The 12,720-nt window shown below is 70.2% G+C and carries 12 protein-coding genes; 6 read left to right on the plus strand and 6 right to left on the minus strand.

Going from position 1 to position 12,720, the window contains the following annotated elements; translation table 11 throughout:
* Positions 1-72 precede the first annotated feature (72 nt).
* The gene (locus tag K7W42_RS07315) at positions 73-1,257 is read right to left on the minus strand and encodes a sensor histidine kinase (protein ID WP_224573513.1); all 1,185 of its coding nucleotides are present in this window, start codon (positions 1,255-1,257) and stop codon (positions 73-75) included.
* Between the two features lie 184 nt (positions 1,258-1,441).
* Here K7W42_RS07315 and K7W42_RS07320 point away from each other — a divergent pair, with 184 nt between their 5' ends.
* The 5 genes from K7W42_RS07320 (at position 1,442) to K7W42_RS07340 (ending at position 6,164) form a co-directional block, all read left to right on the plus strand.
* Positions 1,442-2,404 carry a carbohydrate kinase family protein gene (locus tag K7W42_RS07320; protein WP_224573515.1) on the plus strand — a complete coding sequence of 321 codons (963 nt, stop codon included), beginning with the start codon at positions 1,442-1,444 and terminating at the stop codon, positions 2,402-2,404.
* Complete coding sequence (mltG, locus tag K7W42_RS07325) at positions 2,401-3,429, plus strand: endolytic transglycosylase MltG (protein ID WP_224573516.1); 1,029 nt, start codon at positions 2,401-2,403, stop codon at positions 3,427-3,429. The genes K7W42_RS07320 and mltG overlap by 4 nt, the downstream gene beginning before the upstream one ends.
* Before the next feature lie 209 nt (positions 3,430-3,638).
* Positions 3,639-4,865 (plus strand): sensor histidine kinase, encoded by a 1,227-nt coding sequence (locus K7W42_RS07330; protein ID WP_224573517.1) that lies wholly within the window; start codon positions 3,639-3,641, stop codon positions 4,863-4,865.
* A 323-nt stretch (positions 4,866-5,188) separates the two neighbouring features.
* Complete coding sequence (locus K7W42_RS07335; protein WP_224573518.1) at positions 5,189-5,365, plus strand: hypothetical protein; 177 nt, start codon at positions 5,189-5,191, stop codon at positions 5,363-5,365.
* The gene (locus K7W42_RS07340) at positions 5,355-6,164 is read left to right on the plus strand and encodes a DUF421 domain-containing protein (protein WP_224573519.1); all 810 of its coding nucleotides are present in this window, start codon (positions 5,355-5,357) and stop codon (positions 6,162-6,164) included. Before K7W42_RS07335 ends, K7W42_RS07340 begins: the two co-directional genes overlap by 11 nt.
* A gap of 305 nt (positions 6,165-6,469) precedes the next feature.
* Here K7W42_RS07340 and K7W42_RS07345 read toward each other — a convergent pair whose 3' ends face one another.
* The 5 genes from K7W42_RS07345 to K7W42_RS07365 form a co-directional block, all read right to left on the minus strand.
* The gene (locus K7W42_RS07345) at positions 6,470-6,853 is read right to left on the minus strand and encodes a 2Fe-2S iron-sulfur cluster-binding protein (RefSeq protein WP_224573520.1); all 384 of its coding nucleotides are present in this window, start codon (positions 6,851-6,853) and stop codon (positions 6,470-6,472) included.
* Between the two features lie 23 nt (positions 6,854-6,876).
* A complete protein-coding gene (locus tag K7W42_RS07350) occupies positions 6,877-8,532 on the minus strand; it encodes a sensor domain-containing diguanylate cyclase (protein ID WP_224573521.1) in 1,656 nt (551 codons plus the stop codon).
* A 119-nt stretch (positions 8,533-8,651) separates the two neighbouring features.
* The gene (locus K7W42_RS07355) at positions 8,652-10,307 is read right to left on the minus strand and encodes an adenine deaminase (RefSeq protein WP_224573522.1); all 1,656 of its coding nucleotides are present in this window, start codon (positions 10,305-10,307) and stop codon (positions 8,652-8,654) included.
* A 173-nt stretch (positions 10,308-10,480) separates the two neighbouring features.
* The gene (locus K7W42_RS07360) at positions 10,481-11,239 is read right to left on the minus strand and encodes a pseudouridine synthase (protein ID WP_157457239.1); all 759 of its coding nucleotides are present in this window, start codon (positions 11,237-11,239) and stop codon (positions 10,481-10,483) included.
* Complete coding sequence (locus K7W42_RS07365; protein WP_224573523.1) at positions 11,239-11,610, minus strand: hypothetical protein; 372 nt, start codon at positions 11,608-11,610, stop codon at positions 11,239-11,241. Before K7W42_RS07365 ends, K7W42_RS07360 begins: the two co-directional genes overlap by 1 nt.
* 130 nt (positions 11,611-11,740) lie before the next feature.
* Between K7W42_RS07365 and truB the strand changes: the two genes are divergently transcribed.
* Positions 11,741-12,667: a tRNA pseudouridine(55) synthase TruB gene (gene truB, locus K7W42_RS07370; RefSeq protein WP_224573524.1), complete on the plus strand. Its 927-nt coding sequence runs from the start codon at positions 11,741-11,743 to the stop codon at positions 12,665-12,667.
* Positions 12,668-12,720 lie beyond the last annotated feature (53 nt).

Consider the following 12,720-nt stretch of genomic DNA (forward strand, 5'->3'; position numbering starts at 1 on the left):
TCAGGCGGACGGCAGGGTGCCACGGTCTTGACGGCATTCCTCAGCATGACAGGCCACGGCTCAGGGCGGCGCTCAGGGGCCGGCAAACGTGACCCGAGCCTCCAGCCCTCCGCCGGGCGCTTCGTGCAGGGTCAGCTGGGCGCCGTTGGCCAGCGCCAGCCGGTACGCCAGCGGCAACCCCAGCCCGCGCCCCCCGGCCGCCCGGGGCAGAGGGTGAGGGGCGGTCAGCACGGTGGCCCGCTGGGCCGGGGTCAGCCCTGGCCCCCGGTCGGTCACCCGCAGCTGCGGCCCCTGCGTGGGACTGGCAGCCTCTAACGTCACCAGGACCGGCCCAGCCGAGTACCGCAGAGCGTTTTCGACCAGATTTTCGAGCACCTGGCGCAGCTGCGCGCTGTCGACTGGCCACATCACCTCGCCCTTGGGCCGCCGCACCCGCACCCGCGCGCTTTCGACCTCTGCCACCAGGGTCGCCAGGTCGGTGGGCTGCGGAGCGGCCACCACGTTGACGTACATGCCGTCCAGCCGTTCCAGTTCGGTGCGGGCGGCCAGGTGCGCCGCCTGCTCCTCTATGACGCCCAGCAGCTTTTCACGGGCGCGCAGGTTGGTCGTGGCGCGCAGGGCGTCGGTGGCCAGCAGCAGGGCCTGCAGCGGGCGGCGCAGTTCGTGGGCGGCCATGCCCAGGGCCTGGCGGTGCTGGGTTTCGCGCGCCAGGCGCCCCTGCTGCGCCTGGCGGGCATGACCGAGCGCGCGCCCGATCAGGGCGGTGCCCAGCAGGCCGGTCAGCAGGGCGCTGAGGGTCACCATCCATTCCATGCGCCGCAGCACCTGCCGCACCTCGGCCCGGCGCGCTCTGAGCTGGCGCTGCGCGGCCAGGGTCCAGGTCTGGGCCAGCCGCAGCGCCTGGGCCGTGTCCTGCGGCTGCGTGCTGCGTAGCAGGCGGCGCAGCTGGGTCAGTCGGGGGGCGGCGCCCGCAAACGCCGGGTCGGTCTCGGCGCGGCCCAGACTGGCCAGGGCGCGGGCGCGGCTGGCCTGCACGTCCTGGGGCGAAGCGGCCGGGTCCCGCAGGGTCAGGGCGTAGGTCTGCACGTCGGGCAGCAGGGTCTGGGCGCTGTCGCCGTGCCACACGCTGTCCGGCTGGGTCAGGGCGCGGTGGGCCGGCTGAAAGGCCGCCAGCAGCAGCGCCCCCGACAATAGGGCTGGCAGCGCCGCCCGCAGCAGGTCGCCCCGGCCCAGGACCGCAAAGCCGGGACGCCTCATGTCTGCCCACCACACCATGCCTGCCCACTACACCGCCTGGTCCCCCGGAGCCGGGCGGCCAGGGAAACAGGGGAGAGGGGCGCAGACGGCACGGCGCCGATGGTAACGGGGCGGCGCCGCGCCCTCAAGGTCAGGTGACCCCCGCCGGACGCCCACCTCGGGGACGGTATGCTGCCGGGCAACCATGACCGATGTTTCTGCACTTGTTTCGCTGGGTGACCTGACCTGGGACGTGCTGGCGAAACCCGATACCCTTCTGCTGCCGGGCGGGGACACCACCGGCCGAATCGAGCTGTTCGGCGGGGGCAGCGCGGCCAACCTGGCCGTCTGGGCCGCCCGCGCCGGGTATCCCGCGCGTTTCGTGGGCAAGATTGGCCGCGACCGCTTTGGCGAACTGGCCACCGCCGAACTGACCGCCGAGGGCGTGGAGGGCCACCTGATCCTGAGTGATGTTCACCCCACCAGCGTCATTCTGGGCTTGATTGACCGCCGGGGCCAGCGGGCCATGCTGACGGGCCAGGGCGCCGACTGGGAACTGCTGCCCGAAGAAGTGCCGGCCCGCGCCCTGAACGGCGCGGGCCACCTGCACCTGACCGCCTGGAGCCTCTTCCGTGACCCGCCGCGCGCCGCCGCCCTGCACGCGGCCCGCCTGGCGCGCGCCGGGGGCGCGACCCTGAGCCTGGACCCCGGCAGCTTTCAGATGATTCAGGGCATGGGCCGCGAGACCTTCCTGGCGGTGCTGGACGAGGTGCCCTTTGACGTGCTGTTTCCCAACGACGACGAGGCCCGCGCCATGAGTGGGTACGCCACCCGCAACGAGGCGATGACCTGGTTTCGCACCCATTTTCCAGACGCCCTGATTGTCATGAAGCTGGACGATGAAGGCGTGCTGATCGAGGGCCCGGCGCAGGCGCGGGTGCAGGTGCCGGCCACCGCCGACCGCGCCGTGGACGCCACCGGCGCGGGCGACTCGTTCGGGGGGGCCTTTCTGGCGGGCTGGCTGACCCACGGCGACGCTGTGCGCGCCGCGCAGCTGGCCGTGCAGGTGGGCGGCTGGGTGGTGTCGCGCTTTGGGGCGCGGCCCCCCGCCGACGATGACCTGCGCGCCCGGCTGGCCGCCGCCCCCCTGCAAGCGGTGACCGCATGACCCGCCTGCGGAAACCCGGCGCGCCCCTGTGGGTCAAGCTGCTCTTGGGCCTGGTGCTGCTGGTGCTGCTGGGGGCAGGCGGCGGGGCGCTGTATGTCCGCAGCCTGTTGCAACCGGCGGGCGGCGCCCCCTACACGCTGGAGGTCAAGCCCGGCGACACCCTGGCGCGCGTGGCGGCCACCCTGCAGGGCAAGGGCATCGTGAAAAATGCCGACGCCCTGCGCCTGTACATGCGCCGCGAGGGCACCGCCGGCGGCCTGAAAGAAGGGTTGTATGACCTGAGTGGCCAGCTGACCTTGGCGCAGGTGGCTGACAAACTGGCGGGCCCGGCGCGCATTCCCACCGTCAGCGTCACGATTCCGGAAGGCCGCCGCATCAAGGACCTGCCGGCCATCTTCCAGAAGGCGGGCTTTGACGGCGCGGCCATCGCGGCGGCGCTGAAAGACACGGGGCTCAGCCGCCACGCCGGGCAGCAGCCCAACCTCGAAGGCTTCGTGTTTCCGGCGACCTACGACTTCCGGCCAGCCGAGACGCCTCGCAAGATGGTGCAGACCCTGGTCACGCGCATGGAAAGCGAATTTACGCCCGCCAACGTGTCCAAGGCCCAGGCGCTGGGTCTGGGCGTGCGCGACTGGGTGGTGCTGGCCAGCATGGTGCAGGCCGAGGCCGCCAACAACGGCGAGATGCCTCTGATCGCTGGGGTGTTCCTGAACCGTCTCAAGGTCGGCATGACCCTGGGCAGCGATCCCACCGTGGCGTATGGGCTGGGCAAGGACCTGCCCCAGCTGGACCGCAGCGCCGGGGACTTTACCCGCGACACGCCGTATTCCACCTACACCCGCGTCGGCTTGCCCGCCGGTCCCATCAACAATCCCGGCCAGGCCGCTCTGCTGGCGGTGCTCTCACCCCAGCGCACCCTGGGGGACGGCCGCCAGGCGCTGTATTTCCTGCATGGACGGGACCGCAAGATCTACGTGAACCACACTTTCGCGGAACACAACCGCGACAACGCCCTGCACCGCTAGGCTGGGGCAAACGCCAGAGGCGCTGGGGTGACCCGGTGCCTGCTGACATTCAGGAAGGTGAACATAGAGTTCAAGTGACCGTCAGGGTCACACTGCGCCTTTGGCCGTCATGGTACGGTGGCCGCACCGCTGACATTCAGCCTTGTCCCCTGGCTTTGAAGTCTCCACCGGACTCATTCTCAAGGCGCCGCTTCAACCCCAGGACCACCATGAGTCACACTGACCATGTCAGTCGGCCTGACGTGCTCACGTCAGTCGCCTCCGCCGCTCAGCTGCAGGCCGAGCTTCAGAGTCTCCAGGGTCAGCTCCGGGCTGCTGAGGCCACGGCGCAGCAGGCCCGGCGCCTCTTTATCCACGCGCCGCAAGGGGCTTTCCTTTTAACTTCCGAAGGCCGCGTTCTGGAGGCCAATCTTCAGGCTGGAGTTGTGCTTGGTCGGCCGGCCCACCTGTTGACCGGGCGCCGCCTGGGACCGCTTCTGTCTCCGGCGTCCCAGCATACACTGACCACACTGCTCAAGCGGGTTTTTGACACGGCGGAACGTGTGGAAGAAGAGCTGCTGGTGCTGCTGCCGGACGGCGGCACCCAGTCGGTACTCGTGGCCGCAAGCCTCTCAGACGGGTCGGAGGAAACGCCCTGGTGCCACCTTGTCGTCACGAATGTCACGCCGCTGAAAGAAGGCCACCTGTTTCTGCTGAATGAAACCGAACGGCTGGAGCGGCAGATTCAGGAGCATGAGGTCAGGAATCGGCGGCTGGACGAGGAAGTGCATGGGGTGGTGAGCGCGACCCACACGCAGCTGCACCTTCACCTGTCCCGCCTTCAGGGCTACCTGAAGTTGCACCAGAAAGAGATGCGCCCGAACGGCCGTCCCGCGCCTCACCTGGAGACTGTGCAAGAGGTCCTCGGGACCACATTTGGCCTGCTTGAAGCCCTGGACCAGTACGTGCAGGCCCGGCAGTTGCGGCTGCGGCTGAGTCCTGTAGACCTGAACCGGGTACTGGCCGAAGTGCGCAAGGACCTGCGGGGCGCTCTGTCAGGCCGGGAGGTGCAGCTGTCTGCCCCCCACCTGCCCACCGTGCTGGGCGACAGCAAGGCTCTGCAAATCATCTTGCAGGAATACCTGCTCAACGCCCTGAAGTTCACCCGCACGCGCGACGTGACGCGCCTTCAGCTGCGAATTGAGGAAGTAGACGGCGCGTACCTGTTGGGCGTGACCGACAACGGACTGGGGTTCAACATGCGGCAGAAGGACAAGGCCTTCGACCTGTTTGGCCGCCTACATCCCACCGCCGCCTGCGAGGGCACCGGGCTGGGCCTTGCGGTGGTGCGGCGCCTGGCCGAACGCATGGGAGGCCGCGCCTGGGGAGAAGGCAAGGTGAACCAGGGAGCCACGTTCTGGGTCAGTTGCCTCAAGGTGCCGGGCGTGCTGGCGTAAGTGCACCCGCTGCGCGGGGGTGGGGCACTTCTTCTGGGGTGAGCTTCCACCCTAAGGTGCCAGGAAGAGCAGCCCAGACGCTCGGTCTTCACTAGCCAGCGGCATAAGAGCCCGTGTGTCCAGCACAAGTGCAGAGCAGGGTCAGGGTGTCGGCTGCACCATTCTACCTTCAAGCTGAGGCGTGGTGCCGGTGGTGTGTGGCGTCAGGCCCCGCTTCTGCCACCGCTCGGGCGTGTCCCTGCGCGGCCCGGACATTTATTGTCCTGACGCTTAAAACCTTTCTCAAGGCCCCGAACCTGTAGTCAGGCCTACACTCTAGCTCTATGCCCACGACCGACTTCTTGCGGCGGCGCAACGGCCTGTGGCGGCAGCTGCGCGGCCTGCCTCCTGGCCCGGCGTTCGAGACCACGCTCTCGGCGCTGGCCGCCCTGACCGGCTGGGACCGGGCGCGCATTCTGGCGGGCCTGGGTTACCCCACCGAGGAGTCCCATGAGCGCTGAAGCCGCCCAGATGGTGCCGTTTGACCTGGCCCGCATGTTCCTGGGCGACCTGCCCCCGCTGTTCCTGCTGGAAATCGTTTTCCGCACCGCCCTGATGTTTCTGTGGTTGGTCTTCTTGCTGCGCGTCACCGGCAAGCGCGGCCTGGCGCAGCTCAGTCCCCTGGAAGTGGCCATCGTGATTGGGCTGGGCTCGGCGGCGGGTGACCCGATGTTCTATCCAGAGGTGCCGCTGCTGCACGGCATGCTGGTGCTGGGGCTGGTGGTGGGCTTGCAGCGTCTGCTGTCGCATCTGGTGATTCGCAGCGAGCACGTCGAGGTCTTTATTGAGGGCGAGCCCGTCGAACTGATTCGGGACGGCATCCTGAAGGGCCAGGCGCTGGAGCGGGCTAACCTCAGCCGCGAAGACGTCTTCGAGCGCCTGCGAGCCGAGGGGGTGCGGCAGATGGGCGAGGTGCAGCGGGCCTATTTTGAACAGGACGGCAACATGACGGTCTTCGTGCATGCCAAAGACGCCCCGCCCGGCCTGCCAGTGGTGCCGCCCTGGGACCTGGAATGGCCGCGTGTGCTGGGGCCAGAAGAGGACTACTGGGGGCCAGTGGCCTGCCTGGGCTGCGGGGACGTGCGGCAGGGCAGTGCCGGCGAGGTTCACCCTGGGCCGCGCCCGGTCTGCAGCTGCGGCAACGAGAAATGGACGCCAGCGGTGACCGACCCGCTGGCCCCGACCGGCGCTGGCGCGGTAACGGATGACCACAGTGGCGGGGGCCGGGGTCCAGGGGCCCCTGGGAGCGCAGGTCAGTGAGGCTGAGGCCAGTTGAGCGGCGACGCTGCGTTCAGGTGTAGGTGGCCTGGACGGAGCGCCCTCCACGGCTCCGGAGACTCACAGCGGGAGCGTCTCTGGCAAGACTGATTTCACGCGAGCAGTTTCGGCAAGGGGCCGTGCCAGTGGAATGACGCGAGTGTCACCTGATAGGCCGCCTAATACGGCCTCTGACCCTGCCAGCGGCACAAACGCTTCAAGCAGCGCCGTTTTTCAGAGCGGCGCTGCCGAAGAGAGAGTTCCGGGCGTGCGCTGGGGTCTGGCTCTTCCCTGGTCTGAAAGCCGTCTTAGCCTTCAGTAGAGGCGCCGGGGCGGGTGGTCCACACCGGCTCGGGCTCCATCTGTTCGGCGGGGGCCTTGCCCGGTTCCAGGCCGCTGCTGCGGGCGGTTTGCAGGGGCGTGACGCTCATGCCAGCGGCGCACTCGATCTGGCAGGACAGCCGGGCACTGTCCAGCAGGTTCTTTTCCTGCAATTTGTCGTATTCGGCGGCCGTCATGGCGTCGGGTTCCCCGGCCTCGAAAGTCACGCGGCAGGTGGTGCAGCGCGCCACGCCGCCGCAGCGGTGCAGGATGTCCACGCCGCCCCGCTCCAGGGCCAGGACCAGTCGTTCGCCGGCCTGCGCCTGAATCTCGCCGTGGCCACTTACCTGAATGCTGATCACTTGAGTCATGGCCCCAGCATGCCACGCGGCGGTCAGCGGAACAGCGTGGGCATGGTGACTTCGCCGTCCACCCACACCCGGCCCTTCTCGCGCCGTTTGCCGCGAATCAGGGCGGTGTCGGCGCGGGCCAGCATCACCCCCGGCGTGGTCAGCACGCCGGGTGGCAAGAAGGCCAGCCCCGCCGTGCTGGTCAGGGCGTGCGTCAGGCCTGCTGCGGCAATGGGCCGCCGGCCCACAGCGTCCAGCACCCCTTCCACGCGCAGCCGGATTTCTTCGGGGGTGGCCGCCTGCACCAGCAGGGCAAATTCGTCTCCGCCCAGGCGGCCCAGGGTGTCGCCAATCTGCGCCGCTGCCAGCATTCGCGCGCCCACCGCGTGCAGCACCTCGTCGCCCACCGGATGCCCAAAGGTATCGTTGACCCCCTTAAAGCCGTCCAGGTCAAAAATGGCCACGCCCAGGGCGCCGGGGCCAGGGGTCCGCAACTGCTCGTCCAGCTGGGCCAGAAAGCTGGCGCGGTTGGGCAGCCCGGTCAGGGCGTCGGTGGTGGCCTGGCGCTGCAATTCGGCGATGGGGTGCGTGGCGCGGCGCACCAGGGGCCAGGCCAGCAGGCCACTGAGCAGACTGGCCAGCAGCACCAGGGGCCACATGCCGCGCCGCCCACCGCTGCCCGTAAAGTCGGTGGCCGGGCCGTAGACCCCCACCAGCCACGGCTCGCCGCTTTGCATCTGGACCGGCTGCACCACGGCCACATAGGTCTGCCCCGCCACCCGCAGCCACTGGGCTCTGGGGTACAGCTGAAGGCGACCCTGGGGGTCCAGCAGCGCCCGCAGCGGCTTGTCGGCCACCTCGGCCAGCAGCGGGGCGTCGCCCGTCGTCTGTGGCCAGGGCCGCGAGGTGGCGATGGCATGCCCGCTGGCATCAGTCAGGAAGGCGCGGCTCTGGGCCCCCAGCGGCAGCGCCGAGAGCAGGCTGGCCAGCTGCTGCGTCTGCACGTCGGCCGCCACCACCAGAGGGCCGCTGGGGGTCACCGTGGCCTCGGCCACCGTGATGCCGGGCTGGTGAGAGGTCGCAAACTCGTAGGGGGGCGTCCAGACCACCTGCCCGGCGCGGGCCTGCGCCAGGCTGTACCAGGGACGGGTGCGCGGGTCGTAGCCGTCGTCGGCGCGCGAGGTGTTCAGCAGGCTGCCGCGCGCGCTGTAGGTGCGGTCAATCATCTGGCGCGCCGGCCGAACCTCAATCACGCGCGTAAACCGGCCCTTGTTGGCCGGGCCGTGGCGCTGCGCAAAGACGAAGCGGCCGTCCCGGTGGCCCACCATGACGCTGCTCAGCTGCGGCACGTTGTCCAGCAGCGCCCCGAACCCCACCAGCAGCCGCGCCGGGTTATCGGCAGGCAGCAGCTCGGAGCGCAGGTTGGCGCTGCTGAGGCGCACCGTCTGTTCAGCGGTGTGCAGGTGGGCGCGCACGCTCTCGGCGGTCACGCGGGTCAGCTGGGTCAGGTTGGCCTGGGTCTGTGCGCGCCGCCCCCGCTCCTGGGCCTGACGCTCGGTCCACAGGGCGGCAGCCAGGGTCAGCGCCTGGGTCAGCAGCAGCGCCGCCAGCACCAGCGCGCGCGAGGCCGAAAAGGCTCGCAGCGCCTGGGCAGCAGTTCGGGTGCGCCACTGGGACACAGAAGAGGGCGGAGCAGACATGGCCTCGGCGCAGTCTAGAGCCTGACCTGACGTTCACCTAGCCCCCAGGGGGACTGCCACCCGCACCTGTCCAGACGCTTGCGGGGGTGCTGGCTGGTGTTCAGTTCTGGCCCTCGCCGTCAGGGGACGTAGCGCCACGCCGCCACGTCCAGCAGGCCGCGCGGCGTCAGCTTCAGGGCCGGAATGACGGTTAAGCCCAGAAAGCTCAGGGTGGTCACCGGGTAGGGCAGGGTGCAGCCGTGGGCGCGGCACACGGCGGTCAGTTCGGTCAGAGCCGCCGCCGCCTGGGCCGGGGGCAGGTCAGTCATCAGGCCGGCGTAGGGCAGAGGCACCTGCGCGCGCACCTGGCCGCCCGCGACCACCACCGCGCCGCCGCCCAGGGCTTCCAGGGCCCGGCCTGCGGCGCGCACGTCCTCATCGGTGCCGCCCAGAAACGCGGCGTGGTGGGCGTCATGCAGCACGCTCAGGCCCAGGGTAGCGCCCCGCAGGCCGCTGCCGTTTGTCCAGCACGCGGCCCATTCGCCGCGTCCGTAGCGGTCGGCCACCACCAGCCGCGCGTCGCCGCTGCCGGGCGTGCCTACACCGGTCGTGATCTGGTCAGGGCTGACCACCATCACCGGCCAGTGGGGCGGGACCTCGAATGTGGCCGTCCCCCAGCCGGGCCCCAGATTCACCTGACCGCCGGCCAGCGGGGGCGTGTGGGTGCCGGGGCGGGCCTCCTGGCCGCCCACGAAGGTCTCCAGCACCTCAAACCCGTGCAGGTCGCGCAGCAGCACGAAGTCGGCGTGGTAACCCGGCGCCACCAGCCCCAGGTCGTGCAGGCCCCAGTACTCGGCGGGGTTACAGGTGACCAGGGCCACGGCGTCGGCCGGGTGCAGGCCGCCCGCCACGCTGGCGCGCAGCAGCCGGTCCAGGTGGCCCAGTTCCAGCAGTTCGTCTACGCTCACGTCGTCGCTGACCAGCATGGCCCTGCGGGGGCGCTCACGCAGCACCGGCAGCAGCGCCTGAAGGTTGCGGGCGGCCGAGCCCTCGCGCACCATCAGCCACAGGCCGGCGCGCAGGCGCTCGCGGGCCTCTTCCGGAGTGGTGGCCTCGTGGTCCGAGTGCAGACCCGCCGCCGCGTACGCCTGAAGGTCGCGCCCCCGCACGCCCGCCGCGTGGCCGTCCAGCCGCCGGCCCGAGGCGCGGCCCGCGTCCAGCACCGCCCAGACCTCGGGGTCGCCGCCCAGGACACCAGGGTAATTCATCATCTCGGCCAGGCCCAGAACGCCGGGCAGGGCCAGCAGACGCGCCGTGTCCCCGGCGTCAATGCGCGCGCCGCCCGTCTCGAAGGCGCTGGCCGGCACGCACGACGGCGCGCTGGCCCACACCCGCTGGCCCGAGGTCCGGCCGGCCTCCAGCATCCAGGCCAGCCCATCCGGGCCCAGCACGTTGACGACCTCGTGCGGCTCAGCCACCACGCCAGTGGTGCCGCGCGGCAGGGTGGCCGCCGCAAACCCCGCCGGGGTCAGCAGACTGGACTCGATATGAACGTGGCCGTCCAGAAAGCCTGGCGCCAGATACGCCCCGTGCGCCTCAACCACCCGCGCCGCCTGAAAGCCGCTGCCCAGCGCCGCCACCCGGCCCCCGGCCACCAGCACGTCGGCTTCAAACACCTCGCGCGTGGCGGGCTGCACCACCTGCGCGCCGCGAATCAGAAGGTCGCCCTGCTCCTCGCCGCGCGCGACCCGCACCAGCCGCCGCCTCTCCTCACTGCCTGCCCTCTGCGCCAACATGCGCCAGTGTAGGGGCTGCCCCCGCATCCCGCCACCTCTCCCGCAAGCCAGGTAACGCCCATGTGCGGGCGCGGGCAGCCCAGGCAGTCCGGCTGACGCGGCGGTGGCCTGAAGCAAGAGGGGGCAAGGAACGGCAGCGTGCCGGAGGCCAGTCCGGGTCGCCGCCAGTCCTCTTACCCCCAGCGTTTAGAAATCCGTTCCCACTGCCGCTCCCAGACCTGTTCGGGCGTGCGGTCAGGGTGCAGCAGGTCGTCCAGGTCGCGCGCCTCCAGCTGGCGGTATTCGCCGACCTCCAGGTTGCCCAGCCACAGGCCGCCCACGCGGTAGCGCAGCAGGCGCGTGACCGGGTGGCCGATGCCCTCCAGCATCCGGCGCACCTGCCGGTTGCGGCCTTCCCCCAGGACCACAAAAGCGCCGCCGCGCGCGGGGCGAGCATGCCGCGCCGTCGCCGGGCCGTCCTCCAGGGTCAGCGAGCCGTCCAGCAACTGGTCGAGGTCGTCCTGGGTGGGGTCGTGCGGGCCTTCAGTCCAGGCGCGGTAGGCCTTTTCATGGCCGTAGCGCGGGTGGGTCAGGGTCAGGGTTAGGTCGCCGTCGGTGGTCAGAATCAGCAGGCCTTCCGAGTCGCGGTCTAGGCGCCCCACGGGGTGCAGGCCCGGCACCGCTGGCATGGCGTCCAGCACATTCTTGCGGCCGTACTCGTCGCGGGCGGTGGTTACGTAGCCGCGCGGCTTGTAGAGCATATAGGTGACTTTCGGGGCGGCGTCCAGCAGGACCAGCGTGCCGTCCACACGCACGTCGTCGGCGTCGGTGACCGTGCGGCCCAGGCCCGCCACCTCGCCGTTAACCGTCACGCGCCCGGCGCTAATCATGGCCTCGGCGGCGCGGCGCGAGGCCACCCCGGCGCGGGCCAGTCGCTTGTGCAGCCGCTCCATTACAGGCGCCCCCGGCGTGACGGCGTCCCCAGCAGGGCCAGCACCGCCAGCAGGGTCAGGCCTCCCGCAATCACCAGCAGGGTAGTCCGTAGTGCTCCAGGCAGGGTCTCGGTGCCGCGCAGCACCGGCGGCACCAGGGCCGCGACCAGCAGCAGGTTGCCGCCTACCAGCCCTCCCACCTTCACGGGGTCGGGCGCAAAGCTGGCCGCCAGCTGAAAGGCGCCCCAGGCCAGCACCACCGCGCCGGCGCCGCGTGCCAGCCACAGCGGCGCGACCCCCAGCAGCGAGGCGACGCCAGACGGCAGAAAATACAGGTACAGTCCCAGCGGAATAAACAGCAGGGCGGTCAGCCAGAACGCGGCGCGCAACACACGGGCCAGTCTACGGTATCTGCCAAAAGAAAAGCCGCTTTGAGGCCGCACTCCAGTCTGTTGTGTGCGGCCCCAATGGACTGCGTTCGCCGGAAAACAGCCTGACCCGCTTCCTGCTACCCTGCCCCCCATGCCCGTGATTGCCGTGGACAAACCGCTGACCTTGACCTCGCACGATGTGGTGAACCGGGCCCGGCGTGCGCGCGGGACGCGGCGGGTGGGCCATACCGGCACCCTCGACCCGCTGGCGACCGGTGTGCTCGTCCTGTGCGTGGATGACAGCACCAAAGTTGTGCAGTTCATGGAAGCCGATAGCAAGGACTATCTGGCCTGGATCAGCCTGGGCGCCAGCACGCCCACCCTGGATGCTGAGGGGCCCGTGGAGGAGACCGCCCCCGTTCCGCCGCTGACCGAAGCTGAGGTGAAAGCCGTCCTGGCCGGGTTTGTTGGCCCTCAGGCGCAGGTGCCTCCGCAGTACAGCGCGATTCAGGTGGGCGGGCAGCGGGCCTACGCGGTGGCCCGTGCCGGCGGCGCACTGGACCTGCCGGCCCGGTCTATCGTGATTCACGAGCTGGAGTTGCTAGGCATCTTTCCCAGCGTGCAGGCCGCGCCCCACACCTTTGACCCGCAAACTTGGCGCTCTGCCCAGGCTGGGCACACGGTCACCCTGCCAGACGCGCTGGGCGAGTTCCCGACCCTGCTGGTGTGGGCGCGGGTGGGCAGCGGCACCTACCTGCGGTCTCTGGCGCGTGACGTGGGCGCGGCGCTGGGCGTGCCGGCACATCTGGCCGGCCTGGTCCGGACCCGCGTGGGCCGCTACGACCTGAAGGACGCCGTGCCGCTGGACGACTTGGCCGGAGCCGAAGGCCTCCCTGATCTGGCGGCCCTGGACTTCCCTGTCATTGAAGCCGATGAGCGCCTGGCCCGGGAGCTGCGGCAAGGCAAACGGCCTACCCATGAGGGTGCGGGCCGCTTTGTGGTGACGCTGGACGGTGCTCTGGTGGCAGTGGTAGACGGCGACGGCGAAAAACTGAAAGTGGTGCGCGCCTGGGCATAATGTTGGCCCTCGCAGCGGCAGGCTGCTGAACGGCAGGGCTGTTTTGCTATCAA

Origin of the sequence: Deinococcus betulae, from assembly GCF_020166395.1 — a bacterium.
Lineage (GTDB): Bacteria > Deinococcota > Deinococci > Deinococcales > Deinococcaceae > Deinococcus > Deinococcus betulae.

Excerpts from the sequence above, each read along its gene's own strand:
- K7W42_RS07315 (WP_224573513.1), bottom strand. The coding sequence starts at position 1,257 with ATGAGGCGTCCCGGCTTTGCGGTCCTGGGCCGGGGCGACCTGCTGCGG.
- K7W42_RS07320 (WP_224573515.1), top strand. The coding sequence starts at position 1,442 with ATGACCGATGTTTCTGCACTTGTTTCGCTGGGTGACCTGACCTGGGAC.
- mltG (WP_224573516.1), top strand. The coding sequence starts at position 2,401 with ATGACCCGCCTGCGGAAACCCGGCGCGCCCCTGTGGGTCAAGCTGCTC.
- K7W42_RS07330 (WP_224573517.1), top strand. The coding sequence starts at position 3,639 with ATGAGTCACACTGACCATGTCAGTCGGCCTGACGTGCTCACGTCAGTC.
- K7W42_RS07335 (WP_224573518.1), top strand. The coding sequence starts at position 5,189 with ATGCCCACGACCGACTTCTTGCGGCGGCGCAACGGCCTGTGGCGGCAG.
- K7W42_RS07340 (WP_224573519.1), top strand. The coding sequence starts at position 5,355 with ATGAGCGCTGAAGCCGCCCAGATGGTGCCGTTTGACCTGGCCCGCATG.
- K7W42_RS07345 (WP_224573520.1), bottom strand. The coding sequence starts at position 6,853 with ATGACTCAAGTGATCAGCATTCAGGTAAGTGGCCACGGCGAGATTCAG.
- K7W42_RS07350 (WP_224573521.1), bottom strand. The coding sequence starts at position 8,532 with ATGTCTGCTCCGCCCTCTTCTGTGTCCCAGTGGCGCACCCGAACTGCT.
- K7W42_RS07355 (WP_224573522.1), bottom strand. The coding sequence starts at position 10,307 with ATGTTGGCGCAGAGGGCAGGCAGTGAGGAGAGGCGGCGGCTGGTGCGG.
- K7W42_RS07360 (WP_157457239.1), bottom strand. The coding sequence starts at position 11,239 with ATGGAGCGGCTGCACAAGCGACTGGCCCGCGCCGGGGTGGCCTCGCGC.
- truB (WP_224573524.1), top strand. The coding sequence starts at position 11,741 with ATGCCCGTGATTGCCGTGGACAAACCGCTGACCTTGACCTCGCACGAT.